Annotated in this window: 18 protein-coding genes and 16 pseudogenes; 16 read left to right on the top strand and 18 right to left on the bottom strand. The window is 71.9% G+C overall.

Annotated elements, in window-relative coordinates; translation table 11 throughout:
* Positions 1-11: 11 nt before the first annotated feature.
* Both CCZ36_RS00635 and CCZ36_RS00630 read left to right on the top strand, forming a co-directional pair.
* Positions 12-677 (top strand): annotated as a pseudogene (locus CCZ36_RS00635) (thiolase C-terminal domain-containing protein); the annotation flags it as partial.
* 76 nt (positions 678-753) lie between these two features.
* Positions 754-1,251: pseudogene (locus CCZ36_RS00630) on the top strand (hypothetical protein).
* Positions 1,252-1,523: 272 nt separating this feature from the next.
* On the opposite strand, the gene CCZ36_RS36805 reads toward CCZ36_RS00630, so the two are convergent.
* The 6 genes and pseudogenes from CCZ36_RS36805 to CCZ36_RS00615 all read right to left on the bottom strand — a co-directional run bounded on the left by CCZ36_RS36805 (position 1,524) and on the right by CCZ36_RS00615 (position 6,180).
* Positions 1,524-1,865 carry a hypothetical protein gene (locus CCZ36_RS36805; protein WP_443069778.1) on the bottom strand — a complete coding sequence of 114 codons (342 nt, stop codon included), beginning with the start codon at positions 1,863-1,865 and terminating at the stop codon, positions 1,524-1,526.
* Positions 1,844-2,314: a terpene synthase family protein gene (locus tag CCZ36_RS36800; protein ID WP_443069777.1), complete on the bottom strand. Its 471-nt coding sequence runs from the start codon at positions 2,312-2,314 to the stop codon at positions 1,844-1,846. The genes CCZ36_RS36805 and CCZ36_RS36800 overlap by 22 nt, the downstream gene beginning before the upstream one ends.
* Positions 2,278-2,559 carry a hypothetical protein gene (locus CCZ36_RS36795; protein WP_443069776.1) on the bottom strand — a complete coding sequence of 94 codons (282 nt, stop codon included), beginning with the start codon at positions 2,557-2,559 and terminating at the stop codon, positions 2,278-2,280. Before CCZ36_RS36795 ends, CCZ36_RS36800 begins: the two co-directional genes overlap by 37 nt.
* A gap of 434 nt (positions 2,560-2,993) precedes the next feature.
* A pseudogene (gene cyc2, locus CCZ36_RS36790) lies at positions 2,994-3,646 on the bottom strand (germacradienol/geosmin synthase Cyc2); the annotation flags it as partial.
* Positions 3,647-3,891: 245 nt separating this feature from the next.
* Positions 3,892-4,557, bottom strand: coding sequence for a transglycosylase SLT domain-containing protein (locus CCZ36_RS00620; protein WP_069735070.1), 666 nt, complete (start codon positions 4,555-4,557; stop codon positions 3,892-3,894).
* 488 nt (positions 4,558-5,045) lie between these two features.
* Positions 5,046-6,180: pseudogene (locus CCZ36_RS00615) on the bottom strand (aminoglycoside phosphotransferase family protein).
* A 230-nt stretch (positions 6,181-6,410) separates the two neighbouring features.
* Here CCZ36_RS00615 and CCZ36_RS00610 point away from each other — a divergent pair.
* A pseudogene (locus CCZ36_RS00610) lies at positions 6,411-7,889 on the top strand (DNA-binding protein NsdB).
* An 85-nt stretch (positions 7,890-7,974) separates the two neighbouring features.
* Here the strand turns inward: CCZ36_RS00610 and CCZ36_RS35310 are convergent.
* Both CCZ36_RS35310 and CCZ36_RS35305 read right to left on the bottom strand, forming a co-directional pair.
* Positions 7,975-8,844: a PP2C family protein-serine/threonine phosphatase gene (locus CCZ36_RS35310; RefSeq protein ID WP_237302558.1), complete on the bottom strand. Its 870-nt coding sequence runs from the start codon at positions 8,842-8,844 to the stop codon at positions 7,975-7,977.
* Complete coding sequence (locus tag CCZ36_RS35305; RefSeq protein WP_237302557.1) at positions 8,841-9,401, bottom strand: PAS domain-containing protein; 561 nt, start codon at positions 9,399-9,401, stop codon at positions 8,841-8,843. The genes CCZ36_RS35310 and CCZ36_RS35305 overlap by 4 nt, the downstream gene beginning before the upstream one ends.
* Before the next feature lie 359 nt (positions 9,402-9,760).
* On the opposite strand from CCZ36_RS35305, the pseudogene rpmG reads away from it, so the two are divergent.
* Both rpmG and CCZ36_RS00595 read left to right on the top strand, forming a co-directional pair.
* Positions 9,761-9,921, top strand: a pseudogene (gene rpmG, locus CCZ36_RS00600) (50S ribosomal protein L33); the annotation flags it as partial.
* 64 nt (positions 9,922-9,985) lie between these two features.
* A pseudogene (locus CCZ36_RS00595) lies at positions 9,986-10,245 on the top strand (type B 50S ribosomal protein L31).
* Positions 10,246-10,758: 513 nt separating this feature from the next.
* Here the strand turns inward: CCZ36_RS00595 and CCZ36_RS35300 are convergent.
* A complete protein-coding gene (locus CCZ36_RS35300) occupies positions 10,759-11,070 on the bottom strand; it encodes a DUF1275 family protein (RefSeq protein ID WP_237302556.1) in 312 nt (103 codons plus the stop codon).
* A 261-nt stretch (positions 11,071-11,331) separates the two neighbouring features.
* Positions 11,332-11,833 (bottom strand): annotated as a pseudogene (locus tag CCZ36_RS00585) (tetratricopeptide repeat protein).
* A gap of 438 nt (positions 11,834-12,271) precedes the next feature.
* Here CCZ36_RS00585 and CCZ36_RS36785 point away from each other — a divergent pair.
* Positions 12,272-12,550: a VanZ family protein gene (locus tag CCZ36_RS36785; RefSeq protein ID WP_443069775.1), complete on the top strand. Its 279-nt coding sequence runs from the start codon at positions 12,272-12,274 to the stop codon at positions 12,548-12,550.
* Positions 12,551-12,718: 168 nt separating this feature from the next.
* Positions 12,719-13,509: pseudogene (locus tag CCZ36_RS00575) on the top strand (DUF4389 domain-containing protein).
* Between the two features lie 33 nt (positions 13,510-13,542).
* Here CCZ36_RS00575 and CCZ36_RS36275 read toward each other — a convergent pair.
* Positions 13,543-14,519: pseudogene (locus CCZ36_RS36275) on the bottom strand (helix-turn-helix transcriptional regulator); the annotation flags it as partial.
* 98 nt (positions 14,520-14,617) lie between these two features.
* Here CCZ36_RS36275 and CCZ36_RS00565 point away from each other — a divergent pair.
* The 6 genes and pseudogenes from CCZ36_RS00565 to CCZ36_RS00540 all read left to right on the top strand — a co-directional run bounded on the left by CCZ36_RS00565 (position 14,618) and on the right by CCZ36_RS00540 (position 18,985).
* Entirely contained in the window at positions 14,618-15,187 is a 570-nt protein-coding gene (locus CCZ36_RS00565; protein WP_128816839.1) for a DinB family protein, read from the top strand.
* Positions 15,184-16,283, top strand: a pseudogene (locus tag CCZ36_RS00560) (winged helix DNA-binding domain-containing protein). The gene CCZ36_RS00565 and the pseudogene CCZ36_RS00560 overlap by 4 nt, the downstream one beginning before the upstream one ends.
* A 124-nt stretch (positions 16,284-16,407) precedes the next feature.
* A pseudogene (locus CCZ36_RS00555) lies at positions 16,408-17,109 on the top strand (DUF4230 domain-containing protein).
* A gap of 266 nt (positions 17,110-17,375) precedes the next feature.
* Positions 17,376-17,891, top strand: coding sequence for a lytic polysaccharide monooxygenase auxiliary activity family 9 protein (locus CCZ36_RS00550; RefSeq protein ID WP_128816838.1), 516 nt, complete (start codon positions 17,376-17,378; stop codon positions 17,889-17,891).
* Positions 17,892-18,077: 186 nt separating this feature from the next.
* Positions 18,078-18,745: pseudogene (locus tag CCZ36_RS00545) on the top strand (TNT domain-containing protein).
* Positions 18,746-18,751: 6 nt separating this feature from the next.
* Complete coding sequence (locus CCZ36_RS00540) at positions 18,752-18,985, top strand: hypothetical protein (protein ID WP_069735055.1); 234 nt, start codon at positions 18,752-18,754, stop codon at positions 18,983-18,985.
* 28 nt (positions 18,986-19,013) lie between these two features.
* Here the strand turns inward: CCZ36_RS00540 and CCZ36_RS00535 are convergent, their stop codons facing one another.
* Positions 19,014-19,160: a hypothetical protein gene (locus tag CCZ36_RS00535; RefSeq protein WP_373297688.1), complete on the bottom strand. Its 147-nt coding sequence runs from the start codon at positions 19,158-19,160 to the stop codon at positions 19,014-19,016.
* 65 nt (positions 19,161-19,225) lie between these two features.
* On the opposite strand from CCZ36_RS00535, the gene CCZ36_RS00530 reads away from it, so the two are divergent.
* From CCZ36_RS00530 to lepB, 3 genes and pseudogenes are all read left to right on the top strand, one after another.
* Positions 19,226-19,735 (top strand): mycothiol transferase, encoded by a 510-nt coding sequence (locus CCZ36_RS00530; protein WP_069735054.1) that lies wholly within the window; start codon positions 19,226-19,228, stop codon positions 19,733-19,735.
* 113 nt (positions 19,736-19,848) lie between these two features.
* The gene (locus tag CCZ36_RS00525; protein WP_069735053.1) at positions 19,849-20,139 is read left to right on the top strand and encodes a hypothetical protein; all 291 of its coding nucleotides are present in this window, start codon (positions 19,849-19,851) and stop codon (positions 20,137-20,139) included.
* A gap of 95 nt (positions 20,140-20,234) precedes the next feature.
* A pseudogene (gene lepB, locus CCZ36_RS00520) lies at positions 20,235-20,914 on the top strand (signal peptidase I); the annotation flags it as partial.
* A gap of 24 nt (positions 20,915-20,938) precedes the next feature.
* Here lepB and CCZ36_RS00515 read toward each other — a convergent pair.
* The 6 genes and pseudogenes from CCZ36_RS00515 to CCZ36_RS00490 all read right to left on the bottom strand — a co-directional run bounded on the left by CCZ36_RS00515 (position 20,939) and on the right by CCZ36_RS00490 (position 26,050).
* Positions 20,939-21,372: pseudogene (locus CCZ36_RS00515) on the bottom strand (protein-tyrosine phosphatase family protein).
* Positions 21,373-21,400: 28 nt separating this feature from the next.
* On the bottom strand, positions 21,401-21,673 hold the full coding sequence (locus CCZ36_RS00510) for an HPr family phosphocarrier protein (RefSeq protein ID WP_069735050.1): 273 nt from the start codon (positions 21,671-21,673) through the stop codon (positions 21,401-21,403).
* 52 nt (positions 21,674-21,725) lie between these two features.
* Positions 21,726-23,777, bottom strand: a complete 2,052-nt coding sequence (locus CCZ36_RS00505; protein ID WP_128816837.1) for a PTS fructose transporter subunit IIABC — start codon at positions 23,775-23,777, stop codon at positions 21,726-21,728.
* Between the two features lie 121 nt (positions 23,778-23,898).
* A pseudogene (gene pfkB, locus CCZ36_RS00500) lies at positions 23,899-24,855 on the bottom strand (1-phosphofructokinase).
* A complete protein-coding gene (locus tag CCZ36_RS00495; RefSeq protein ID WP_128819375.1) occupies positions 24,852-25,613 on the bottom strand; it encodes a DeoR/GlpR family DNA-binding transcription regulator in 762 nt (253 codons plus the stop codon). The pseudogene pfkB and the gene CCZ36_RS00495 overlap by 4 nt, the downstream one beginning before the upstream one ends.
* Before the next feature lie 188 nt (positions 25,614-25,801).
* A complete protein-coding gene (locus CCZ36_RS00490; protein WP_069735264.1) occupies positions 25,802-26,050 on the bottom strand; it encodes a DUF6296 family protein in 249 nt (82 codons plus the stop codon).
* Positions 26,051-26,087 lie beyond the last annotated feature (37 nt).

The raw sequence follows: 26,087 nt of genomic DNA, 5'->3' as shown, positions 1-26,087 counted from the left end.
ATGCACGACGACACAAGGACCGCCGCAACGCGCTGAAGAACCCCTACGCGCACATCCACGACCACGACCTCACCCTGGAGAAGGTCCAGTCCTCGCCCATGCTCTGGGACCCGGTCCGCTACTCCGAGACCTGCCCCTCCTCCGACGGGGCCTGCGCCATGATCCTCACCGGCCGGGACGGCGCCGCCCGCTCGCCGCACCCGCCCGCCTGGGTCCACGGAGGGGCCATGCGCAGCGAACCGACCCTGTTCGCGGGCAAGGACTTCGTCTCCCCGCGGGCCGGGAAGGACTGCGCCGCCGACGTCTACCGGCAGGCCCGGATCACCGACCCGCGCCGCGAGATCGACGCCGTGGAGATGTACGTCCCGTTCTCTTGGTACGCGCCGATGTGGCTGGAGAACCTCGGCTTCGCCGAGGGCGAGGGCTGGAAACTCACCGAGGCGGGCGTCACCGAACTGGACGGCGACCTCCCCGTCAACCCCTCGGGCGGCGTGCTGTCCACCAACCCCATCGGCCCCTCCGGCATGATCCGCTTCGCCGAGGCGGCCCTCCAGGTCCGGGGGAGAGCCGGCGAGCACCAGATCGACGCGGCCACCCGGGCGCTCGGCCACGCCTACGGCGGAGGGTCCCAGTTCTTCGCCATGTGGCTGGTGGGTACGGAGCCCCCGCCCGGCTGAGAAGACGCGACGGGCCCGGCCCCGCGCGCCCGGGCCCGGCTCCGCAACGTGAGCCGGGACACGTAACATGGCAGGCATGTCCTTCCTCCGCCGCCGTAGCGCCGCAACACCCGCGGGCCCGGACTTCGACGTCCTGGCCATGGACCCGGGGACTGGCCCGGCAACCTCGGCGCCGGTCTGCTCCCCGCCCCCGACGGCAGCTGCCAGGGCGTCTTCCTCCGCTACGACCTGTACGGCGGACGGGGCCCGGCGATGATCATCGGTAACCTGCCGGAAGGCTCGCCCGCCCGCGAGACCGAGGAGGGCCAGGTCCCCTTCGAGGTGGCCCAACTGCTCCTCGCCCTGGAGAACGACGAGCCGATCGAGGTCGTCAGCTCCGAGGACGTCCCCGTCATGCAGCGACAACCTGCTGATCGTCCGCCGCGTCAAGCTCTCCGAGAGCCGGATCGCCTGCGTCCAGTTCGACCGCAGCGACGGCGTCCTCGTGACCATCGCCAGCTGGGACCGGCCGATCACCGACGACCTCTACACCCTCCTCAAGCCACTGCCCGCGGAGCTGTTCCAGCAAGGCTGAAACGTCCCTTCGCAAGGCCGTCCGGGTCCGTCCGGGCGGCCTTTTCCCTTGACGCCGACGGCAGGACCCCGGACCCTCTGCTCACCGCCTGCTCGCTGGAATCGGTCGTCGACGGACTGCTCCTCCAGTGACCGCCGACCGGCACACCTCCGAGGGCGGGATCGTTCGAGGCCGTGCCGAGACACGTCCTGGTCCGCCCGGCCGCACGGCCGGACCTGCCGCCGCCTTCCCGCCTGCCGCGGCGACGGGAAGGTGACGACAGGCCCGAGGCGTCAGCCCCGGCTGCCCGCCAACGGGGCCGTGTCCCGGCTGCCCGCCAACGGGGTCATCATCCGGGTCACCTGCGCCGCCGACGTGCCGAGCCCCGTGGGCCCGCCGAGATGCCAGGGCGCGGCGTGACCGCTCCGCAGATCCTCCTCGCGGTAGCGGCGGCAGCCCCGGTGCCAGATCAGGATGCCCGCCAGCCAGTGCTCCAGCTCCCGCACATAGCCCGCCAGGATCTCCCGCGCCTCGGCGTCCAGGCCGAAGTCGTCGTACAGCACCGGGAGCTCCACCTCGGCCACATGCCGGAACTGCCGCAGCCGCGAGTTCATCAGGTCGTGCACGATCGCCACGCCCGTCGGATAGTCGACGCCGAGAAGTTCTGCACGACCAGGGCGCCGTTGTGCACCTCACCCTCGTACTCGATCTCCTTCTGGTACGAGAACAGGTCGTTGAGCAGACACGCGTAGTCCGCCGCCGCGTTCTCCAGGGAACGCATCGGACCACTGCGGTAGACCTCCTCCGGAACCTTCCGGCCATGGCCGAGCCGGCACAGGCTCATCGTCAGGTCCGAACCGAACGTCGCCCGTCGCATCTCCATGTAGTCCACCGGATCGGGGATGCGGTTCTGCGCCTGGTTCGCCAGCTCCCACAGCCAGCTCTCGGTCATCGTCTCGATCGCGGTACGGAAAGTGCGCCGCGCGTCCCTGTCCATCGGGCCGGCGGTCCTGCGCCACAGGTCGCCCAGACTCCGCTCCAGCGCGTTCACCGGCTCCGGCGTTCCCTCGTCGTCCAGCGGCATGAACAGCGACAGCCGGTCGTTCGCCAGCCGCGCCCGGCCAGATCCCGGGCCCGTCCGTGCACCACCGGGAACCAGTCGTCCCCGTACGTCCCCCAGGCCAGCCAGCCCGAGGACAGGTCCAGCTCGTCCGGGCTCGCGTCCGGGTGGATACCGGCAGCGCAGAGCGGCAGGTCGATCGCGCGGATCCGCTCCTCGTCCCAGATGTGCGAACCCGGCACACCCGGCTGGGCCTCCAGGATGCCCATCCGCCGTGCCCACTCGACGAGCCGGCCCCGGCCCCTTCCAGATGGGGGCTCAGCGTGGTAGGGCAGCTGAAGTCGAAGGGAGCGGAGGACGAGGGCCCACGTGCTGGTACGGCACATGGCTGTGGCTGCGCGCCCGCGCGGCCTCCGAGCGGAGGGTGAACCTGATGGAGGCGGCGGACATGCCCAGGCCGGGCACGGCCTCGCCCGCGCCACCGCCGTTCATGTAGCGGCTGGAACGCATGTGCCATTCGTGGCCGCCGGACTGCCAGTCCTGGAGCCCTTTGGCGTACGCCAGCACGCCCGGTCTGCGCCGGGTCGAGGGCCTTCTCGGCGCAGAGAGGGCCGAGTTCGGTGAGGGCGGTGTTCTCGAACTGCTGGAGCCGTGAGGTCAGCAGATCGTTGACGGCCTCGGCGGCCTCCTGGGTGGAGCAGCCGAGGAACTTCTCCAGCACCAGCACGCCGTTGCTGTTCTCCCCTTCGTCCTCCACCTCACGCTGGTAGGAGAAGAGGTCGTTGCGCAGGTGCACGGCGTCGGAGAACGCGTCCCGCAGCACCCGCAGCGGCCGGGACCCGGCGACCGACGCCGGTACCTCCGCGTTCGCCGCGTACTCGACCAGGCCCGCGGACCAGGGCGCGCCGCCCACCTTGCGGCGCATCTCGATGTACTCCACCGGGTTCGCGATGCGGCCCTCGTGGATGTTGGCGAGCTCCCACAGGGACTCGTTGAGGAGGTTCTCCGTCGACTCCGCGAACCGGGCCCGCCAGTCGTCCGTCATCGCGGGCACCGTCCGGGCCCACAGATCGGCGAGCCCGCCTCGACGGGGTTCTCGGGCTCGGGTGTCGCGGCTCCGCGCTCCATCGGCATGAAGGCGGGCAGCCGGTCCAGATACCGCTTGCCGCCCGCCCGGTCGGGGGTGCGCTTGAACAGTTCCAGGAAGTGGTCGTCGAAGAAGAAGACCCACACGTACCAGTCGGTGACGAGGCTGAGCGCCTCCGCCGAGCAGTCGGGATGGGTGTAGGCGCACAGGAGGGCGTAGTCGTGCGCCTCCAGGTCCTTCTCCTCCCAGATGCCGGATCCCTCCAGCATCCCCATGGAACGGGCCCACTCCCGGGTGTGCGAGCGTGCCGCTTCCACATGGGGGTTGAGCCGGGCCGGATACGGAACGTAGAAGTCCGGCAGTGAGAAGGGCTGTGCCATGTGCGTCAGGCCTTTCCAGAAGCCTCCGCGCGGGAATCGCGCGGACCGGTGGTGTCCGCGCAGCACTACCCTTCGGCCATCCGGGGCACGCACGATGGCCATTAGTCACATCATCGGCGCGTCGGGGTGTCGGCTCAGTAGGCGGAGTCGACGTTGTCGATCGAGCCGTACCGGTCCGCGGCGTAGTTGGCGGCGGCGGTGATGTTGGCGACCGGGTCGGTGAGGTTCTTCGGGGTGCCCTTGACGTGGTACGCGTCGAAGGTGGGCTGGATCACCTGGAGGAGACCCTTGGAGGGGATCCCGTTCCGCGCGTTGATGTCCCAGTCGTTGACGGCGTTCGGGTTGCCGCTGGACTCGCGCATGATGTTGCGGTGCAGCCCCTCGTAGGAGCCGGGGATGTTCTTCTTCTTCATGATGTCGAGCGACTCGCGGATCCAGCCGTCGAGGTTGTTCGCGTACTTCTTCGGGGTGACGGCCTTGCGCTCGGTGGACCGGTTGGCGGCCTGCTTCTCGGAGCGCTCCTTCTCGGCGGCCTTCTTCGCGGTCGCCTTGGCGGCGGCCTTCTTCGCCGCGGCTTCCTTGGCGGCGTTCTCCTTCGCGGCCTTCTCGGCCGCGTCCTTCGCTGTGGGGATGCCCGCGGCGGCGACCGGCTCCACGGAGACGGAGGACCGGGTCGCGGTGGTCTGCGCTTCGCTCGGACCGCCGGTGGCGGTTATGGCGGTGACGGAACCGGCCGCGACGAGCACAGCGGTGGCGATCTTGTGCGAGCGGGTGATGCGCAGGGTGGAGATGCGGGGCATGCGTGAGCTCTTCCTATGGGGGACGGGCTTCGCGGCCTTCGCGCCGCGTCGGCGAGTACCGGACCGTCCGGGCCGCGGTCGCCGGTGGGCGATCGACGCGGACTCGAACTCGGTGCCTGCCGGGATCCATGGTTAGCGGGCACCGACATAGGAAGCAATGACCGCCTTTACTACGCTTCATCGTGAGATGCCAATTTATGAGCCGTATGGGCGGTTCGTTACGCCGGACGGGAGGGCTCGGGCCTCCTACCGGGCGTCGTAGGTGACGTGGGTCTCGTGGCGGGCCTCACCCGCGAGGGCCCCGGAACGGCACAGGGTCAGCACACGGTCACCGAACGCAGAACAGCGCGCTGCGGGACCGGTGTGTCGGCACCGGTCCCGCAGCGCGCTTCTTCTTCACAGTGGTCTGGGCCCACAGCGACGGGGCACTGGGGTCCTCGACGGGCAGGCCCTCCGCCCGCCCTTTCGTCCGTCGGCGTCGTCCCGCCTCAGCGGGTGCCGACCGCCGCCCGCACCGCCCTCCGCGCCATCGCGCAGTCGTCGTGCAGCCTCCGCAGCAGCAGCCGCTGCTCCTCACCCGAGGAGAGCGCACCCGGGCGGTCCGCCCCCGCGCCCGCCACGGGCGCCTCCCGCATGGTGCGCTGCACCGCCGTCTCGTAGTTCCGGATCTCGCGGGTCAGCACCAGCATCAGGTTCACCAGGAACGCGTCCCGCGCGGCCGGGCCCCTGGCCTGGGCCAGCTGGCTGATCTGGCGACGCGCCACCGGGGCGTCACCCAGCACCGCCCACAGCGTCGCCAGGTCGTACCCCGGGAGATACCAGCCGGCGTGCTCCCAGTCGACGAGCACCGGTCCGGTCGGCGACAGCAGGATGTTGGAGAGCAGGGCGTCCCCGTGGCAGAACTGCCCCATGCCCTGCCGGCCGCCCGCGTGGGCCAGACCGTGCAACAGCTTCTGGAGGTCACCGAGGTCACGGTCGGTGAACAGTCCGAGCTCGTGGTAGCGGGCGATCCGCGAGGCGTAGTCGAGCGGCGCCTCGAACAGTCCGGGCGGCGGTCGCCAGGCGTTCACCCGGGCGATCGCGCCCAGGGCGGCCCGGATGTCGGCCCGCGGCGGCGCCTCCGCCGGATGCCGAGTGAGGGCGGCGACCCGTCCGGGCATCCGCTCGATCACCAGCGTGCAGTTCTCCGGATCCGCCGCGATCAGCCGGGGCACCCGAACCGGGGGCCGATGCCGGACGAACGCGCGGTACGCCGCTATTTCGTGCCGGAACCGCTCGGTCCACGCCGGCGAGTGGTCCAGTAAACACTTCGCCACGGCCGTCGCCCGCCCGGTCGTTCCCACGATCAGGACCGAACGTCCGCTGCGCCAGTACCTGGACCGGGTTGAAACTCGGGGCAGATGCGCTGCACGGAGGCGATGGCCATCCGCACTGTGCGCCCTGCGGCCCGGACAGGTCGATCCTTCCGCTGAGCGGTCCGGCGCCCGGTCCCGCGGCCCGTCGGGCCCGGCCCGGACCCTGCACCGGCGCACCGGCGTGAGGAGCGAGATAGGGCCCGCCGCCCGCGCCCATCGGGCGGAGCGGACGGGGCGGGGCGGACACGGAGGACGATGCTGTGTACATGGGCGAGACAGATCCCTTCGTGCGCCGACAAGGTACGTGCGCCAACCCGGCCGACGGCCGTTCGGCACCCTGGGGAGTACCTAGGGCTGCCGGGCGGGGTGGCGCACTCCTACCTGACAACGGGTCACGGGTGGCAGACCATCTGCGGACCCTGGCGAACCCTGGCGAATAGTCACAGCGCATCTGACAGGGGGTTAGTGTCAAGTCAGCCGAGAACCTGGGGGCTTGAAGTGACCGGAGAACCCAACACCCGTCTGAGCGACCTGTTCGGCCTGGCCGGCTGGTCCAAGGGCGAACTCGCGAGAATGGTGAACCGGCAGGCGGCGGCCATGGGCCACCCGCAGCTGGCCACCGACACCTCGCGTGTCAGGCGCTGGATCGACATGGGGGAGTCCCCGCGTGATCCCGTGCCCGAAGTGCTGGCAGCTCTGTTCACCGAGCGGCTCGGCCGTGTCGTGACCATCGAGGACCTCGGTTCGGCCGACGCGGGCGTGTGGGGAAACGGCGTGACTCCGGGACGGAGAACAATCCCGATCAACTGCCGTGGGCGCCCGAACGGACGGCAGCGGTCCTCACCGAATTCACGGAATGGACCTCATGCTCAACCGACGCGGCTTGGTGGGTGCGGGCGCCGCGCTCGCCGCCGGCTCAACCATCGCGGCCCCATGTACGACTGGCTGCACAGCGACCCCGCTCCGGCGGCCGACGCGCCACGGACCAACGACCCGCTGCACGCCGATCCCGCCGGTTTCGACCGGTACGAGGCCGCACCGGTCGGCTCCGAGGAGATCGAGGCCTGGAGCATTCGGTCGAGGTCTTCCGCGCCTGGACGCGTCCCGGGCGGCGGACTCCAGCGCAAGGCGGTCGTGGGCCAGCTCAACGAGGTGGGCGGCATGCTCGCCTACCGCCACCCGACCATCTCCAGCGCCGCCTGTGGGGCGTCGCCGCCAACCTCGCCGTCCTGGCGGGCTGGATGTCCCACGACGTCGGCCTCGAACCCACCGCCCAGAAGTACTTCGTCATCGCCGCCCATGCGGCCCGCGAGGGCGGCGACCGGCCGCGCGCCGGAGAGGCGCTCTCCCGGGCGGCGCGCCAGATGGTGCACCTGGGCCGCCCCGACGACGCACTCGACCTGATGAAGCTCGCCAAATCCGGTTCGGCGACGAGACCCTGCCCCGTACGCAGGCGATGCTGCGCACCATCGAGGCCTGGGCACAGGCGTCCATGGGGCGCGGCCAGGCCATGCGACGCACCCTCGGCGAGGCCGAGGAACTCTTCGTCTCGGACAAGAGCGACGTCCCGCCGCCCAGTTGGATGCAGATGTTCGACGAGGCCGATATGCACGGCATGCAGGCGCTCGCCTTCCGTACGCTCGCCGAGCACGACCCGGGGGGGCGATCATCGCCCAGCGCCACGCCAAGCAGGCGCTGGAGCTGCGGGTCAACGGGCGCCAGCGGTCGAAGATCTTCGACTACATCTCGCTCGCCTCGGCCTGCTTCATCGCCAACGACCCGGAACAGGCCGACCGCTACGCCCGGCTCGCGCTGGTGTCGATGGGGGAGACCTCCTCGCACCGGACCTGGGACCGGCTCCGTGAGATGTACCGGCTCACCGGCCAGTTCGCCGGATACGCGGGCATCCAGGATCTGCGCGAGGAGATCGAGCTGTCGCTGCCGAGCCAGAAGAAGGCCAGGGGCACGCAGATCTGAACCGCCCCCACCGCGCCGCCCCGCGCTCCTTCACACCCTGACGCGTCCGCGCTTCAGCGGCATGCCCTGATCCGTCCGTGTTCCCTCACGCCCCGATGCGGGCGACCAGCACGCACGCGTCGTCCAGGCGCTCGGTCCCGCCGAACTCCTCGACGACGCCCCGCACGCACTCCTGTGCCGTACGGGCCTCTGCGAACCGAGGGGCGAGGGCGAGCAGTGCTTCCGGGCCCGCACCCCGGTCGCCGCGTCGGGTCAGCCCGTCGGTGTGCAGAACGAGCACGTCGCCGGGGAACAGCCGTACCTCGTCCTGCTCGAACACGGCCTGCGGCGCGGCACCCAGCAGTATCCCGTCCGGCGGGGGCAGCAGCCGCCCCGAACCGCCGCGGAAGAGCAGCGGCGCGGGATGACCGGCCTGCGCCCAGGAGAGAACGGAGGTTCCGGGGTCGAAGCGGCAGCACAGGGCACTGCCCAGCGCGGGCTGCATCGTCGTCTCCAGCACCTGGTTGAGGTGTCCCATCAGCGCGCCCGGCTCGATGCCGGCGACGGCCATGCCCCGCCGCGCCCAGCAGCATCGCCATCGCCGAGGTGGCGGGATCCCGTGCCCGGTGAGGTCGCCGACGGTGAGGAGCGTGCGTCCGTCCGGCAGCTCCATGGCGTCGTACCAGTCGCCGCCGATGAGCCCGCTCGACGCGGAGGGGAGGTAGTGCGCCGCGATGTCCAGGGCGCCGGGGCCCTGCGGCGGGAGGCGCAGTGATCCGCGCCACGGGGGCAGGACGGTCTCCTGGAGCTCCACGGCCATGCGGTGCTCGGCGCGCTCGATGTGCTCCTCGCGCTGTACCGACGCGCGGCTCCTGGTCACGGCCTGCTCGCTGCGGCGCAGCTCGCTGACGTCCCGCAGGACCGCCCACATGGAGGCCGTGCAGCCCTCGGCGTCGAGGACCGGCTCGCCCGTCATGTGCAGCGTGCGCGTGTCGCCGTCGGGCGCACGATACGGAACTCGCCGTCCATCGGCCGACCGTCGACCAGGCAGCCCGTCACCATGGCGGTCAGCACCGGCTGGTCCTCCGGCAGCAGCACGGACGGCAGGTCGTCCAGGGAGAGGGGGGCGGAGTCGAGCGGCCTGCCGAAGATCTCGTACAGCTCCTCGGACCAGCTGGACTCGTCGGTGAGGAGGTTCCACTCGGCGCTGCCCACCCGGCTCAGCAGGGAACCGGCCTTGGGGTCCTTCGGGGCTTCCTCGCCCCCCGGGGCGGAGCCTTCGGCGCGCGGGCCCGGCAGACCCGCCCTGAGCTGGCCCAGATGCTCGCCGAGGGTGTCCAGGTGGTGCACGGCCAGCTCGCACAGGGCGCGCTGCCAGCGCAGCTGCGGGTCGTCCTCGTCGGACATGACGGCGTCCCGCCGCACGGCGTCCACATCTCCGCGCAGTCGGCGCGTCCGGTGGATCAGGTCGTCGACGGCGTCGTGCGCGGGAAGCTGTGGTGCGGGGCGGTCCGCGAAGAGGGGGGACGGCATCTCGTACTCCGTTGCAGGCGCGGCCTAGCCGGTTCCGAAGGGGACCGCTACCGACTGTCGCACAGGCCGCGGCGGGCCGTAAGGGATTTGGCGACACTCGACGCGTAGTTGCTTCTGGCATATGCCAGCGGCTGGCCGAGATGGTTCCCGTCCGAACAGGCTTGCGTGTGGGGCGAGTTGACTGGGGTCCCTGAGGAGGGCCGATGGTGTGGGAGTGGCGCACGGGTGACAGGTGAAGGGGTGGGGCGGGGCGGGAATGCCGCGCGACCGACCCGCGTTACCCCACCAAAACGAAAACGAATCCCATTCCCGAATAGAGGGGCTGGGGTTCGTCGGAGGCAGCGAAGGAGGCGCCCACGGCGCGCAGCGAGTCCAGGCCCGTCGTCACTCTCCGGTCCACCGCCGGAACGGGTCGCAGCTATGTGACACGCAAAACCGCCGCAATGACCCCGACCGGCTGGAGCTCCGCAAGTTCGACTCGGCCGTCGGTCGCCACGTCCTGTTCCGCGAGGTCCGCTGACCGCACGGAGAAGGCCCCTCACCCTGTACGGCACCGCCACGGGCGGTGAGGAAGGAACGCATCGATGAAGCCCCGTATCCACCCCGTCTCCCGTCCCGTGGTCTTCCGTGACCCGCGGCCGACGTCGCCTTCCTGACCCGTTCGACCGCCGACTCCGGCGAGCACGTGGTGTGGGAGGACGGCAGCACCTACCCCGTCATCGACGTGGAGACCTCGTCGGCGAGCCACCCGTTCTACACCGGTGGCACCCGGGTGCTCGACACGGCGGGCCGTGTCGAGCAGTTCCGGCGCCGCTACGGCACCGGCGAGGCGTCCGGAAGCTGACTGAACGCGGCCTGACCAGGGGAAGAGCCGGGAATTCCGTGCCGTGGATCACATCCGCGGGGGCTGATTCCCGGGAACGCCCCGGGATGGTTTATCGTTCATCTATACGTGGGTGTGAGGGGGGCAGTGTCCCCGGGCCTCACCTGTAGCCCATGGGGACGATCGGCACCGCCGAAGCCCCGTGGAGCCTCCCGCCGAGAGGCGACCGCCCTTCACGCCCGCACTCAAGCCGCCCCGGCTGGATTCCCCCGATCCGGCCGGGGCTTCCTCCTGTCCGGCCGCAATCGGCCGCCCCGCCCCCAGACCCGTCTCCAGGGCCAGCGCGCCGGCAGCCATCACCACCGCCCCAGCGCGGCCCCGGGGCTCCACCATCGCTCGGCCAGCGCCGCGACCGCGGCCCCGCCACCACCGCGGCCAGCCGCCCCAGCACCCAGCCGTCCCCGCCCCGCAGCTTGCGCAACGCCACGCGGCCGGCGAGCGAGGTCAGCGTCCCGGTGAAGTAGTTCGTCGGCGTCACCCGGACCCGCCCCTGTACTCCCATCGCCACTGCCACCAGAGACAGCAGCCCGAGTCGGTCCCCGTACGACGAGACCAGCTCCAGCCCCCAGTGCGGCGGCCGCCCCCAGCAGGACCACCTCCACCCCAGCAGCGCCGGGACCCGGTACCCCACCGCCCGGCCATCAGCGCCGCCGCCGCCGCCCCGCAGAAGTACGCCCCCAGGGCGACGACGACCTTCAGCGCCACGCCGTCCTCGCCCGCACCGGCGGCCGAGGCCCCGAGCAGCACCAGGTTCCCGGTCATCACCCCGGCGAAGACCTGCCCCACGCACAGGAAGACGAACGCGTCCGCCGCGCCGGAAGCCGCGGACAGCAGAAGCAGCGCCGCCTCGCCGCCCCACGGCGCGTCACCGGTCCGGGACCGCCGGAGGAAGAGGCGGAAGGCGGGGACGGCGGAAGCGCCGGGGGAGCGGAGGACACCCGAGCATTCTCGGCACGCGCCGCTCCCCGACCGACGCGCCGCTCCCCGACCGGCGCGTCGCCCTCGGCGCGCCCGCGCAACACGCAACGACCCCGGCCGCCGCGTGGGTCAGACGGTCTCGTGGAGGTCCTTGGCGTAGTGCTCGATCGCCCGCCGGTACTGCTGGACGTACGGGTCCTGGCTGGTCGCGGCCGTCAGCTCCAGCAACAAGCCGCATCGCCTCGTCGTGCTCGCCGGTGTTGAACAGCGCCATCGCCAGGAACGTCCGCATCGCACCGTCGTCCGGAAACTCCTCCACGCCCCGGCGCAGCGTCTCCACCCCCTGCCCGTACCGGCCGAGGACTCGATACGTACTGCCCAGCCCCAGCAGCGTCCCGCGCCGGTCCTCCGCCGATAGCTCCGGGTCGGCAAGAGCACGCTCGTAGTACGGCACCGCCTCCGACTCCAGGCCCAGCACGTCGTGGATCCACGCCGTCCGGCAGGCCACCTCGGCATCGTCCGGATACTCGGCCGTCAGGGCGAGCAGCCGTTCGCGCGCCTCCTCGGGCCGGCCCCCCTCACGCAGCCGGTCGGCCTCGTCCAGCAGGTCCTTCTTCTTCTCTGTGCTCATGGCGCACATCGTCGCAGGCGGTCGCGGACGGCCGGACCAGATTTTGCTCCGCCGCCCGCTTGGGCGTGTGTTCCGGCCGGGCGGGGGCATCCGTGGGCCATGACAGCAGAGGCGAATCCCCCCGCCCGCCAGAGGACATGGGTACGCGTACTGGTGCGCGGGCGGTCCTGTCGGTGGTGCTGCTGGGACTGGTGGCGTTCTCCGTACTGCTGGCCAAGGTGACGCTCACCCCCTCGCCAGCCTCCGAGGACATCGTCACCGCCAACCTTCGCCCCGGGCGCTCGCTGCGCCAGTACGCCGAGGACTACACCTTCCTCGCCGCGTGCAAGCAGGCGGGTGGAAACCTGCTGCTCGGCGTGCCGTTCGGACTCCTGCTGCCGTTCTTCGTGCCACGGCGCCTGCGGATGATCCGGACCACGCTGCTGACGGCCGTCCGCGATGGCCGTCGTCGAGCTGATCCAGGGAGCCCTGGTCCAGGGGCGCGCCTTCGACATCGACGACGTCATCCTCAACACGGCGGGCGCACTGCTCGGGTACTTCGTGCTCGGCCGCCGGATCAGCCACCGCTATTACGCGTACTCCGACGTTCCCCGCTCCTCGGAACCGCGGGACGAGCCCAAGCCCGGGCCCGCACCGAGGCCGAAGCGCACAGGTACCAAGGGCACAGGCGCCAAGCGCACGGGCACCGGTCCGCCGCCGAGAAGACCACCGACGTGAAGTCCGCCGGCGCCAAGGCCCCCCGCCCCCTCCTCGACCGCCTCCGCAGGCGCTGAGCCCGGGCACCCGTTCGGGCCGGGCCGTTTGCGAGCGGCCCGGACCGGACGCACGGTGGGGACACGTCCTGCGTGCGGATGCCGTACGGATCCCCTGCCGAGGAGGAGCGACATGGCCGAAGGCCAGTGGAGCCCGGGCCGCAAGGAGGCGGACGCCGACGAGTTCAGGCCCGTCCTGGACATCGTCGAACCGGCACGCCAGCGGCGGCTGACCGTCCTCCTGCGACTCCTGCTGCTGATCCGCACTTCATCGTGCTGTTCTTCCTGCACATCGCGGCGTTCTTCACCGTCATCGTGGGGTGGTTCGCCGCCCTGGTGCTGGGGCGGCTGCCCGACCCGGTCTTCCGCTTCCTGACCGGTGTCCTCGGTTACGACATGCGCGTCTCGGCGAGCGACATGCTGCTCATCGACCGCTACCCGCCGTTCGCCCTCACCCCGCCCGCCGACTACCCGGTGCAGATCGAGGTGCGGCCCACCCCGCTCAACCGGCTCGCGGTGCTCTTCCGCGTCTTCCTGATGATCCCGGCGGCGATCGTCCAGAGCCTCGCCGTGTACGGGTGGTGGGCGCTGGCCTTCGTCTGGTGGCTGATCACGCTCTGCCTCGGCCGGATGCCCCGGCCGCTGTTCGAGGCGACGGCGGCCACTCTGCGCTACCGGATGCGCTTCTCCGCGTACGTCATGATGCTCACCCCCGCCTACCCCAAGGGCCTGTTCGGCGACGACGCTCTCGCCGTTCCCCCGGAGCAGGCGCGGTCGGCGACGCGCCCGCTGATCCTGAGCAGCGCCGCCAAGTGGCTCGTCGTCCTCTTCCTGGTGCTCGGCCTCGCCGGACACATCACCTCGTCCTTGACCGCCTCGACGACCGACGACACGACCGACACCCAGCTCACCGGCGCCCCCTAAGGGGCACCGGGCCCCGCGGAACCCGCCGTGCCCCTGGCCCGCCGCTTCGGCGAAGCGGCGGGCCAGATCGGCGAAGGCGTCCCTGAGCTCGTCGGGCCCCACCACCTCGATGTCCACGTCGAACCTGCCGAGCCCGGCGGCCAGGCCGGGCCACGACCAGGCCCCCAGGACCACCCGGCAGCGGTCGGGCCCGTGCTCCTCGACGATTCCGTCGCGGACGTGGCCCGCCACGGCGGAGGCCGGAGCGTCGAGGATCACCTCGCCGCGGCAGGGCCAGACGCCGGGGCCGCCGGAGCCCTGGAACCGGGCGGCCACGAACGCGGCCACATCGCCCCCGGGCACCTCGCGGGCGGTGAACCGGGGCCCGTGGGTGTGCGCGGCGTGATCCGGTCCGCGCGGAAGGTCCTCCAGTCCTCGCGTTCCAGGTCCCAGGCGACGAGGTACCAGCGCCCGCCCCAGGTGACCAGCCGGTGCGGCTCCACCCGCCGCACCACGGGCGGTGCGTCGTCGGTCGCCGGGGCGTACGCGGGGGAGTAGCCGAAGCGCAGCACCTCCTGGGCGCGCACCGCGTCGCTCAGCGCGAGAAGAACCGGGGATCGGCCTGGGGCCGCGGCGGGCCTCCCGTCCGTTCGACGGCGGTGACGTTCAGGGCGTCGACGCGATGGCGCAGCCGGCGGGCATGACCTGCCGGACCGTGGTGAGCGCGCGGGCCGCGGCCTCCCCGATCCCGGCACCGGTCGCGGTGGCGGTCCGCAGCGCGACGGCCAGGGCGACGGCCTGGTCGTCGTCGAACAGCAACGGCGGCAACCGGGCGCCCGCGTCCAGCCGATATCCACCGTCGGGCCCCTTGAACGCCGCGATGGGGTAGCCCAGCTCCCGCAGCCGGTCGACATCACGTCGCACTGTGCGCTGGCTGACCTCCAGCCGCTCGGCCAGCAGCTGCCCCGGCCAGTCGCGGCGCGCCTGGAGCAGGAGAGCAGTGCCAGCAGTCGGGCGGAAGTCTTCGGCATGTCACGAGTATGAGGGGAGAAGAGGACACAACCTGACCGCTGTCCCTGAGAAGGTCGATCCGTACCGCACGACAGAACCCCGGAAGGACCCGATCACCATGACCACATCCTCCGTGTTCCGCGACGCCGAGCGCGCCGACCTGCTGGCCGCCCTCGCCGAGGCGCGAGCCGCCCTGACCGCCTCGGTGCGCGACCTCACCGACGAACAGGCCGGCCAGACCCCGACGGTCAGCGCGCTGTGCCTGGGCGGCCTTGTCAAGCACGTCACGGCCGTGGAGGAGGGCTGGCTGAACTTCGCGACGGAGGGCCCCTCGGCGATGTCCTTCGACCTGCCCCACGGTGTCACCTGGGACGACCTCATGGCCGGGACCGCACGCGAGTTCCCGCAGTGGATGACCGACCGGGAGAACGAGTTCCGGATGCTGCCCGGGGAGACGGTGACCGGCATCCTCCAGGCGTACGAGCAGGTCGCCGCCCGCAGCGAGAAGATCATCCTCACGGTCCCCGACCTCTCGGCCTCGCACCCGCTCCCCGAGGCGCCCTGGAACGAACCCGGCGGCGCGTGGAGCGTACGGCGGGTGCTGACCCACGTCATCGCCGAGACCTCCCAGCACGCCGGGCACGCGGACATCCTGCGCGAGACGCTCGACGGGCGGAAGGCGACGTGACCGTCCTCGACCACCGGGCGCTCAACCGCGCGACCCTCGCGCGCCAGTTGCTGCTGGAGCGGGCCGACCTGCCCGTCGTGGACGCGGTGGCCCACCTCTGCGGTCTCCAGGCGCAGGAACCGCAGGAACCCTTCGTCGGGCTCTGGTCCCGGCTGACCGCCTTCGACCCGGCCGTTCTCTCGGACCTGCTGACCCGGCGGAGCGTGGTGCGCACCCATCTGATGCGCCGCACGGTCCACCTCGTCACCGCCGACGACGTCCTCGCCTGGCGGGCCCGCCACGACGCGATGCTGCGCCAACGAGTCCTCGGCGTCTACCGCGACGAGCTCACGGGGGTCGACCTCGAAGAACTCGCGGCGGACGCCCGGGAACTGACGTCCGACGGCGAGCCCCGCACCGCGGCCGAGATCGTGCGGGCGCTCGCCGGGCGATGGCCCGGTCCCGGGCCGCGCCCCCTGGGCGAGATGGTGGTCGCCGGCCTCGTCCCGATGGCGCAGGCGCCGCCCCGGGGGCTGTGGCGGGCCAAGGGCGGGGTGCGCAACGTCGCGCTGTCCTCCTGGCTGGGCCGCCCGGTCGATCCGCCCGCCCCCGAGGGCACCGACCCGGTCGGCCAGGTGCTGGTCAGGCGCTATCTGGCCGCGTACGGGCCCGCCGCCACGGCCGACCTGCGCGCCTGGTCCGGCCTGGCCGGGCTGCCCGGTGCCGTGGCCGCCGTACGCGACGAACTGGTCCGCTTCCGCGATGAGCGTGGGCGGGAGCTGCTCGACCTGCCCGACGCGCCGCGCCCGGACCCGGACACCCCCGCCCCGGTGCGGTTCCTGCCCGCCTTCGACAACGTGATCCTCGGATACCAGGACCGCGGCCGGATCATCGACGACGTCCACCGGGGCCTCTCGGTCGCGGGGAGCGGGTCGTGCTGGTCGACGGCCGCGTCGCCGCCACCTGGACCGTCACCGAGAACGTCGTCGCCGTGGAACCCCTGCGCACTCTCTCCCGGGCCGACCGGGCCGCCGTCGCCGACCAGGGGCGGGAGCTCGCGGCGTTCCTCTCCGACGGTGACAGCGACCGCGTACGGGTGGCCGCGTCGCCGCGCTGAACGGCCCCGGGAGCCCTTCGGGTGTCTGCCCGTCCGTACCGGAACAGGACTATTTTGTGCGGGAGTTCGAGCGAGTGGGAGCAGGAGGCGGACTGAACGCACCGGATGTGGTCACACGCTTACCATGACGTCCAGCGACGTAACCACAGAGCCCGCGCCGCACGGCGACCGACAGCGCACCGCCCGCCCCTCGCGGGGATGGCTGAAAGTCCTCGGCGCGGGCGCGGCCGTGCTGGCCCTGCTGTTCGCCGGCAGCCGGCTCAGCCTGCTGCCGGGGCTCGGCGACTTCTTCGGCGAGGAGACCCGCGACCGGTCGGGCCCCGCCGTGCTCAAGTCCATCCAGGACATGAGCTCGTACGAGGCGGCTTCGGGCAATTTCCAGGTCGTCGTCGACCTGGAGAAGGACACGAAGTTCGTCCCCGACGCGCTGCGCGGCACCGTACCCTGTTCGTCGGGGCGGGCACGGTCGACGCCTCCGTCGACCTGGGCAAGGTCACCGAGGGCGGCGTCGTGGTCAACGAGGACCGCACCACGGCCGAACTGCGCCTGCCCCGGGCCGTGCTGGGCGAACCGGCCCTCGACCCCGACCGCTCCTACGCGGTGTCCAAGCAGCGCGGTCCCTGGATCGTCTCGGCGACCTCTTCTCCGACAACCCGGCAGCGAGCAGGCGGTCAACAAGCTCGCCGCCCAGCACATCTCGGAGGCGGCGAAGGAGAGCGAACTGACGGCCCGGGCGGAGAAGAACACCGCCGACATGCTCAAGGGGCTGCTCGGCTCCCTCGGCTTCGAACGCGTCACGGTCCGCTACGGAGACGACCAGGAGTGATCGAGTCACCCGGGCGGCCCGCGCACCCCGCGCGGCCGCTCACGCGGCTGGGGGGTGCGCCCCCCCAGGACACTCTTGACGTGAACGCGTCGGTGGGTATGGTCTAGTCCAAGTGCAAGGCCTTTCCGGTCACCTGTCATCAGGCTTGTCCGGCAAGGGACTTGCAGCCCTTCGCCTCTTGGCCCCACACTCGCGAGGCCTTGCCGCCGAAGCCGGACCCCCCACGGTCCACCACCGCGCGGTGCGGTCTCATGTGAAGGAGAAGCATGCACGCGAAAAGGAAGACCGCACTCGCCGTCGGCGCCATGCTCGCCCCGTCCCTCGCCCTCAGCCTCCCGGCAAGCTCCGCCAGTGCCCACGGCTACATCTCCAACCCGCCGAGCCGGCAGGCCCAGTGCGCCGCCGGGACGGTCAGCTGCGGCGCGATCACGTACGAACCGCAGAGCGTCGAGGGCCCCAAGGGGCTCACCAGCTGCAGCGGCGGCAACAGCGGCTTCGCCGAGCTGGACGACGACTCCAAGGGCTGGGCCGTCACTTCGGTGAACCGGTCCCAGCAGTTCGAGTGGAAGCTCACCGCGCGCCACTCGACCAGCACCTGGCAGTACTTCGTGGGCGGGGAGAAGATCGCCGAATTCGACGACGGCGGCGCGCAGCCCGGCGCGACCGTGACCCACCAGGTCGACTTCGACAACAAGACCGGTCAGCAGAAGGTCCTGGCCGTCTGGAACATCGCGGACACCGCCAACGCCTTCTACGCCTGCATCGACGTCAACGTCGGCTAGCGGCCCCACCCGGCCGGGGGTGCACACCCGGCCGGCCGCCACGCCCCGGACGCGCCCCGCCGCGACCGGGGCGCGGTGCTGTTCCGGTCGGCCGGAAGACGGCATGGTGGAACACATGGCAGTAGTCGAGCGGTTACCCTACGTCAGCTGTCCTGATGGATCATCAGTGCTCAAGGGGACTCCTGAATGAACCGTATGCGTACCGTACTCGCCGCGCTCGGCATCACCGCCGGACTGATCGCCGCCGACGCGAGCGCCGCCCCCGCCCGACCGGCCCGCTCCCGCCGCCGAACGCCACGAACAGTGCACCGGGGAGTTCCGCGGCGACGCCCGCCTCGGCCCCAAGTGGCTGCCGAACAAGCGGCTCGCCCCGGTCGGCCCGCTCCTGAACGGCTACCAGCGCACGGAGACCTCACCCCGAAGGACTTCCTGAAGAAGTACTGGGAAGGGCCGCGGACACCGGCAGCTGGAAGTACCCGCCCAACGACGGCTTCGCCGAGGTGAACGGCGAGATCGACAAGGAGCCCGTCAAGCTCCGCACCGGCCAGCGCCTGGACCGCTTCGGCTCGGAGTACGGCGGCTACCTGGCCCCCGCCGGGGACGCCTACGCCGAGCGCGCCCTGCCGCCGCAGAACCTCAACACCCGCGACGCGGACACCCCGTGCGACTACCGCGTCTACAAGGTCGCCAAGCCCTTCTGGGTCTGGCAGGGCTCCATCGCCCCGTGGTTCGAGCAGCCCGGCGGCGGCCGGCAGATCAAGCTCGACGCCGTGTTCCTCGACCCGGGCGAGGGGCAGCGGCTCAATGTGAAGTGGCTGCTGGACAACGCCTACCTGACACCCGCGGGCGCGTAACCCGGTATGGACCGCCGGGCCCTGCACGCCGCACTCGTCGAGGCACGGATCCCCGGCGGCTACTACCGGATCGAGGGCGTCCACGAGCCCGTCCCCACCCCACCGGACTTCCTCCTCGTCCGGCGGAGCGGGGACGGCGGCTGGGAGACCGGGGCGTTCGAGCGCGGAACGTACGAGCTCATCGCCCGCCACCCGGACGAGGCCACCGCCTGCGCCCACCTGCTGAGCCTGCTCGTCTGAAACATCCGCCGGACCTTCCGCGCCCTCGTCAGCAGGGCATGCCGTACGCCATCACCTCGCGGAACTCCGTCAGCTCCTGGCGGCACAGCGCGCGCACCCTCGTGAGGGCCTCCCGGCGGGCCTCCGGGGCCTCGGCGGGATACTGATCGACATCCTGCGCGCTGCTCTGGACCATGGGCCGATCGTACGGCGGTGTGTCGCACCCCGGGCTCCCGGCGCCCGGTGAGCGACAGTGGGCGGATGAACACCGCAGGATTGCTGGCCGAAGCGTTCGACCGGGTCGGGGAGGCCGTCCACGCGGCCGTCGAGGGGCTCGCGCCCGACGACCTCAACGCCCGGCTCGACGAGGGAGCCAACTCCATCTCCTGGCTCGTCTGGCATCTCACCCGCGTCCAGGACGACCACATCGCCGACGCCTCCGGCACGGCACAGATCTGGCTCACCGAAGGCTGGGCCGACCGCTTCGGGCTCCCCCTCGATGCCACGGACACCGGCTACGGGCACAGCGCCGACGAGGTCGCGGCCGTACGTGTGGACTCCACCGAACCCCTCCTCGGCTACTTCGACGCCGTACAGGAGCGGACCCTCGACTTCGTCGCGGGACTGGACGGCCACAACCTCGACCGGATCGTCGACGAGGGGTGGTCGCCCCCGGTGACTCTGGGTGTCCGGCTGATCAGCGTCGTCGCCGAGGACCTCCAGCACGCGGGGCAGGCCGCGTTCGTCCGCGGAGTGCTGGAGAGGGCCTGACGACAGACCCCGGGCGACCGGCCCGCACACACCCGTGCACAGTCCCACCGGCGGTGCCATACTCGGAAGAAATCGGCCGGACAGGCAGTGTCATTGTCCGAAAGGTGACCATCATGGGCTGGGCATCCTGGACGACCAGCGGGGTCTACACGGGCTCCGGCGGAGTGCGCACCGAAGAAGCGGGCATCCTCAGCGGCGACCTCACCGTACACACGACGTGGTTCGACGGACAGGCGTCGGTGGCCGTGCAGTACAGCGGCTCCTCCGACTGGTTCACCCTCGTGGGCAGCCCGGTGCCCTGCCCCTCCGAGGAGGAGAGTCGCACGTTCCATCAGAGCGTCGTCGAAGCCGTGCGCGCCGGAGAGGGCGCGAGAGTCCCGTCGGTCGGTGCGGAACCCGCATAGCGACGGTCATCGCGCTCCGCGCCCCATAGAGTGGATCACCGGACCCGTCCCCCGAGGGACGGGCACAGGCGGTTCACGGGGCGAGGAGCGGTGACATGGGGCGTGCGGGAGCGCGGCGGTCGAGTACGCGCAAGAAGCGGCCGTTCTGGGTGGAGCTGCCGCTCCTGATCGTCATGGCCCTGGTGCTGGCCCTGCTCATCAAGACGTTTCTGGTGCAGGCCTTCTCCATCCCCTCGGACTCGATGCAGAACACCCTCCAGCGGGGCGACCGGGTGCTGGTCGACAAGCTGACCCCCTGGTTCGGCTCGGAGCCGGAGCGCGGCGAGGTGATCGTCTTCCACGACCCCGCCGACTGGCTCGCGGGCATGCCCGTGGACGAGCCCAACACCGTGCAGAAGGTGCTGAGTTTCATCGGCGTCATGCCCTCCGCCGAGGAGAAGGACCTCATCAAGCGCGTCATCGGCGTCGGCGGTGACACCGTGGAGTGCAAGGGCGACGGGCCGGTGAAGGTCAACGGCACCGCCCTGGACGAGCCGTACGTCTTCCCGGCAACACCCCCTGCAGCAACGACGAGGGCGGCCAGTTCAAGGTCACCGTCCCCGAGGGCAAGGTCTGGGTGATGGGGGACCACCGCCAGGAATCCGCCGACTCCCGCTACCACCAGGACGACCGCAACGAAGGGATGGTCCCGGTCGACGAGGTCGTCGGCCGGGCCGTCGTCGTCGCCTGGCCGATCGGCCGCTGGGCCACCCTGCCGGTGCCCGAGACGTTCGAGAACGTGCCCGACCGGCCCTGATACTCAGCGGGGCGCGAAATTCCGTACGTACCGACGCTGCCAGGGCGTTTCCACCGCCCGCGGGTGGTAGCCGGCGCGGACGAACGCCACCGCGTCCGCGGCGGGCACTCCGTCCAGCACGGCCAGAACGGCCAGCGCCGTCCCGGTCCGGCCCATCCCGCCGCCGCACGCCACCTCGACCCGCTCGTCGGCCGCCCGCTCCCACACCTCCCGGAGAAGGACCCGCGCCTCCCCCCGGTCCGCCGGGAGCCGGAAGTCGGGCCACCGCAGCCATCGCGACTCCCAGCGGACCGAGGGCGGGGTGCGGCCCAGCAGGTACACGGCGAAGTCCGGTTCGGGGCCCGGGGGCAGCGGCTTGCGCAGCCCCCGCCCCGCACCAGCCGCCCGGAAGGCAGGGCGAGGACGGCGGGGTCGGCGGCGTTCCAGTGTTCGGTCACGCCCCCAAGCTACGGGGCGTCCTGCCGGTCAGGAGGCGGAGTCGAGATCTCGCGCCAGCAGTTCCGCCAGCTCCTCGACCGCCGCCCGCGCCCCCTCACCCTCGGCGCTGAGTACCACGGCCTCCCCGTACGGCGCTGCCAGGGCCAGCACCGCGAGCATGCTGCGGGCGTCGACCGGGTCGCGACCCTCACGGGCGATGGTCACCTTGACCGGCTGACGTGCGGCCGCCTTGACGAACAGCGACGCCGGACGGGCGTGCAGCCCGCTGCGGGAACCTATGACGACGGTCTGCTGGTACATGGATCACTCCTGGGTGAGGGGCTGCGGAAGGCATGCGGGGGCGGTGAGGTGGTCAGGCGGTGACCGGGACCCGGGAGTCGCCGGAGCCCGCGGCTCCCGCCTCCCCGGCCCTGTCCGGTGCGGCCCGGCGTGCGCCCTTGAGCAGGACGACGAGCGCGGTCGCCACCAGCGTTCCGGCGGCGATGGCGAGCAGGTAGAGGAGCGGCTGACCGATCAGCGGGACGACGAAGACGCCGCCGTGCGGCGCCCGCAGCGTCGCACCGAAGGCCATCGACAGCGCGCCGGTGACCGCGCCGCCCGCCATCACCGACGGGATGACCCGCAGCGGGTCGGCGGCGGCGAAGGGGATCGCGCCCTCGGTGATGAACGAGGCACCCAGCACCCAGGCCGCCCGGCCGTTCTCCCGCTCGGTCTTCGTGAACAGCTTCCTGCGTACGGTGGTGGCGAGCGCCATCGCCAGCGGCGGGACCATCCCGGCGGCCATGACCGCGGCCATCACCTTCAGGCTGCCGTCGGTCGGATCGGCCAGGCCGCCGACCGCGAAGGCGTACGCCACCTTGTTCAGCGGGCCGCCCATGTCGAAGCACATCATCAGTCCGAGGACGACGCCGAGGATCACCGCGTTGGAGCCCGACAGGCCGTTCAGCCAGTCCGTCAGGGCGTTCTGCAGCGAGGCGATCGGCTTGCCGACCACGATGAACATCAGGAAGCCCACGACCGCCGACGCGATCAACGGGATCACCAGCACGGGCATGATGCCGCGCAACGTCGCGTGGACCGGGACCCGTTGGATCGCCATCACCACCGCACCGGCCAGCAGACCGGCGACCAGACCGCCGAGGAACCCGGCGTTCACCGTCAGCGCGATGGACCCGCCGACGAAGCCCGGCACCAGCGCGGGCCGGTCCGCCATCCCGTACGCGATGTAACCGGCCAGCACCGGCACCAGGAACGCGAAGGCCGCCGAACCGATCTGGTTGAGCAGCGCCGCCCAGCTGTCCGCCTCGGCCCACACGAAATGGTCGGCGACCGACTTGGCGCCCGCTGTCTCGTAGCCGCCGATGGCGAACGACAGGGCGATCAGCAGACCGCCCGCCGCGACGAACGGAACCATGTAACTGACGCCGGACATCAGATACGTACGGAGCCGGACGCCGAAGTGCGCGTGGTCCGCGCCGGACCGGTCCGCCTCACCGTCGCCGGAGCCCTTGCCTCCGCCGGGTTCGGACACCACGGCGATCTCCCCGCGTTCCGCTTTGCGCCGGGCCTCGGCGATGAGTTCGGCGGGCCGGTTGATGCCCGCCTTCACCCCGACATCGACCAGGGGCTTGCCGCGGAAGCGCGACTTCTCCCGGACCTCCACGTCATGCGCCCAGATCACGGCGTCCGCCGCGCTGATGACAGCGGGGTCCAGCTTCTTGAAACCGCCCGAGCCCTGGGTCTCCACCGTCACCTCGACGCCCGCCTCGCGGCCCGCCGCGGCGAGGGACTCGGCGGCCATGTAGGTGTGGGCGATGCCGGTGGGGCAGGAGGTGACGGCGACGATCCGGAAGGGGAGGCTCCCGGCCGCTTCGGCGCCCGCGGTCCCGGCCTCGGGCCCCGTGTTCTCCGCCTGTGCCTCGTCTTCCGCCTGCTCCTCATCGACGGCGGGTTCCTCCGCCGGCTCCTCGCCCCGGATCAGCCCGGCCACCGCCGCAGGGCCCGTTCCCGCGCGCAGCGCCGCGGTGAACTCCGGGTCCATCAGCCTGCGGGCCAGCCCCGACAGGATGGTGAGGTGGTCGTCGTCCGCCCCGGCCGGGGCGGCGATGAGGAAAATCAGGTCGGCAGGACCATCGGCCGCTCCGAAGTCGATGCCCGCGGCGCTTCGGCCGAAGGCCAGCGTCGGGGCGTTCACATGCTCGCTGCGGCAGTGCGGGATGCCGATGCCGCCGTCGAGGCCGGTCGGCATCTGCGCCTCGCGGGCGGCGACGTCGGCCAGGAAACCGTCGAGATCGGTGACGCGGTGCGCGGCCACCATCCGCTCGGCGAGGGATCTCGCGGCGGCGTCCTTCGTTGCGGCGGACAGATCGAGGTCGACCAGTTCCGCGGTGATCAGCTCACTCATCGCGGTGCTCCTTGCTCGGGACCGCCGGGGCGGCGGCTCGGGGGGACGGGGCGGAGCTCGCGTACGGGTGGGGTCCGTACGGGAGGTGCGGGGATCGTGGGGGTGCCGGGTGGTGCGGGGGTCATGGGGCCGGCTCGCTCAGCGCGCGGTCCAGCGGTACGTCGGAGGTCGTCACGACCGACGGCAGATCGAGGTCGGCCGGGGTGGGCATGAGGCTCCCCGCCAGCTGCACGGCCGCGGCCCCGTGGGCGACGGCCGAGGCGAGCGCTTCGGGACCCCGTCCGCCCGCCGCGAGGAAGCCGGCCAGCGAGGCGTCCCCGGCGCCGACATTGCTGCGCACGGCCGCCACCGGGGCGGTCGCGAAGCGCCCGACGCCTCGACCAGCAGCTGCCCGTCCGCGCCCAGACTCGCCAGCACCGACCGGGCGCCGCCGCGCTCGCGCAGTTCCTCGGCGGCCTTCAGCGCGTCGCCCACCGTGGCCAGCGGACGGCCCACGGCCTCGGCCAGCTCCTGGGCGTTGGGCTTGATCACATCGGGCCCTTCGGCGAGCGCGGCGGTGAGCGCCGTACCCGAGGTGTCCAGCGCGATTCGGGCACCGGCCCGGTGACTCCGCTCGACCAGCTCCGCGTACCACCGCGGCGGCAGTCCGCGCGGCAGGCTCCCGCAGCAGGCGATCCAGTCGGCGGCGGCCGAGCGGACCCGTACCGCTTCGAGGACGTCCTCCGCCTCGGCCGGACTCAGTTCCGGGCCTGCCGCGTTGACCTTGGTCAGGGTGCCGTCGGGCTCGACGAGGGTGACGTGACGTTGGCGATCGCGGGTGTTCCCGGCGATCGGCACCCCGGCCGCCTCGATGCCGAGATCGCCGAGGAGCCGGGTGAGGAGGGCGCCTTCCGGGCCGCCCATCGGGGCGACGGCGACGGTGCGCGGTGCCCGGCCGCCGCGACGCGCGGGAGACGTTGACGCCCTTGCCGCCCGGGTCGACGCGGTCCGCCGTGGCGCGCAGGACGGTGCCACGGGTCAGCCCGGGCAGCTCGTAGGTGCGGTCCAGGCTGGGGTTGGGGGTGACGGTGAGGATCATGCGCGGACTACTTCCGTGCCCCGGCTCTCGATGGAGCGGGCGTCGTCGGGGCTGAGGCCCGTGTCGGTGATGAGCAGGTCCACATCGGTGAGGTCGCCGAAGCGGGCGAAGTGCTCCTGCCCGAACTTGCCTGAGTCGGCGAGCAGGACGACCCGGCGGGCCGCCCTGATCACGGCCCGCTTCACCGCGGCCTCCGCGAGGTCGGGCGTGGTCAGACCGCGGTCGGGACAGAAGCCGTTGGTGGCGAGGAAGACCACGTCGGCGTTGATCTCGGCGTACGAACCCAGCGCCCAGGCATCGACCGCCGCGCGCGTACGGTGCCGGACCCGGCCGCCCACCAGATGCAGCGCGATGCCCGGGTGGTCGGCGAGCCGGGCGGCCACCGGCAGCGCGTGCGTCACGACGGTCAGCGCCGCATCGACCGGCACGGCTGCGGCGAGCCGCGCGGTGGTGGTCCCGGCGTCGACGATCACATTGCCGTCGGCGGGCAGTTCGGCGAGGGCGGCCTGCGCGATGCGGTCCTTCTCGTCGGCGGAGAGGGCGTCGCGCTCCGCGAGGTCGGGCTCGAAGTCCAGCCGCCCCACCGGGATCGCCCCACCGTGCACCCGGCGCAGCAGCCCCGCCCGGTCCAGGGCCTTGAGGTCCCGCCGGACGGTCTCGGCCGTCACCTGGAACTCCTCGGCCAGGGACAGCACATCGACCCGGCCGCTCTCCTGGGCGAGGCGGAGGATCTCCTGCTGACGCTCCGGTGCGTACATGTGGTTTCGTTTCCGTTTCATGCCCGAGTCTGTGGTTTCGCGCTCAGGTTACGTCTGGGGTGCCGGAATGTAAACACATTCGGGCGACGTGTGGGCATGAACGGACGGAGGTGGCTCTCGCCGGGGGAGCGGGCGCGCCAACGGGCGGGGCGCACCCCGCACCGGTGCGCCCCGCCCGACGGGTCCGGTCACGGCGTGCCGGGCGCGTCCTCGCTCAGGGGGCGGGCCAGCAAAGGGGCACCGGGGACCTGGTGGCCGCCGCTGGCGAGCATGCGGACCTCACCCCGGTCGCTGATCTCGGCGCGGACGATCCCCGTCTCGTCCTCGTACACCGGGAACCCGCCGGCCCCCAGCCGGTCGGTCAGCCGGACGGAGACCACGTCGTCCGCGGCGCCGGACATCTGGAAGATCAGCTCGTAACGCTCGGTGTGCACCATCTGATTCATGACGTTCTCCCGGCCGTGCGCGGAGAAT

Source organism: Streptomyces sp. S063, from assembly GCF_002832675.1.
Lineage (GTDB): Bacteria > Actinomycetota > Actinomycetes > Streptomycetales > Streptomycetaceae > Streptomyces > Streptomyces sindenensis.
This window is presented reverse-complemented; position numbering and strand designations above follow the sequence as displayed.

Bases quoted from the DNA above. Each gene is read 5' to 3' on its own strand.
- CCZ36_RS36800 (WP_443069777.1), bottom strand. From the start codon at position 2,314: ATGCCGCTGGACGACGAGGGAACGCCGGAGCCGGTGAACGCGCTGGAG.
- CCZ36_RS36795 (WP_443069776.1), bottom strand. From the start codon at position 2,559: ATGGGCATCCTGGAGGCCCAGCCGGGTGTGCCGGGTTCGCACATCTGG.
- CCZ36_RS00620 (WP_069735070.1), bottom strand. From the start codon at position 4,557: ATGCCCCGCATCTCCACCCTGCGCATCACCCGCTCGCACAAGATCGCC.
- CCZ36_RS35310 (WP_237302558.1), bottom strand. From the start codon at position 8,844: ATGACGGGCGAGCCGGTCCTCGACGCCGAGGGCTGCACGGCCTCCATG.
- CCZ36_RS35305 (WP_237302557.1), bottom strand. From the start codon at position 9,401: ATGCCGTCCCCCCTCTTCGCGGACCGCCCCGCACCACAGCTTCCCGCG.
- CCZ36_RS36785 (WP_443069775.1), top strand. From the start codon at position 12,272: ATGGCCGTCGTCGAGCTGATCCAGGGAGCCCTGGTCCAGGGGCGCGCC.
- CCZ36_RS00565 (WP_128816839.1), top strand. From the start codon at position 14,618: ATGACCACATCCTCCGTGTTCCGCGACGCCGAGCGCGCCGACCTGCTG.
- CCZ36_RS00550 (WP_128816838.1), top strand. From the start codon at position 17,376: ATGCACGCGAAAAGGAAGACCGCACTCGCCGTCGGCGCCATGCTCGCC.
- CCZ36_RS00540 (WP_069735055.1), top strand. From the start codon at position 18,752: ATGGACCGCCGGGCCCTGCACGCCGCACTCGTCGAGGCACGGATCCCC.
- CCZ36_RS00535 (WP_373297688.1), bottom strand. From the start codon at position 19,160: ATGGTCCAGAGCAGCGCGCAGGATGTCGATCAGTATCCCGCCGAGGCC.
- CCZ36_RS00530 (WP_069735054.1), top strand. From the start codon at position 19,226: ATGAACACCGCAGGATTGCTGGCCGAAGCGTTCGACCGGGTCGGGGAG.
- CCZ36_RS00525 (WP_069735053.1), top strand. From the start codon at position 19,849: ATGGGCTGGGCATCCTGGACGACCAGCGGGGTCTACACGGGCTCCGGC.
- CCZ36_RS00510 (WP_069735050.1), bottom strand. From the start codon at position 21,673: ATGTACCAGCAGACCGTCGTCATAGGTTCCCGCAGCGGGCTGCACGCC.
- CCZ36_RS00505 (WP_128816837.1), bottom strand. From the start codon at position 23,777: ATGAGTGAGCTGATCACCGCGGAACTGGTCGACCTCGATCTGTCCGCC.
- CCZ36_RS00495 (WP_128819375.1), bottom strand. From the start codon at position 25,613: ATGTACGCACCGGAGCGTCAGCAGGAGATCCTCCGCCTCGCCCAGGAG.
- CCZ36_RS00490 (WP_069735264.1), bottom strand. From the start codon at position 26,050: ATGGTGCACACCGAGCGTTACGAGCTGATCTTCCAGATGTCCGGCGCC.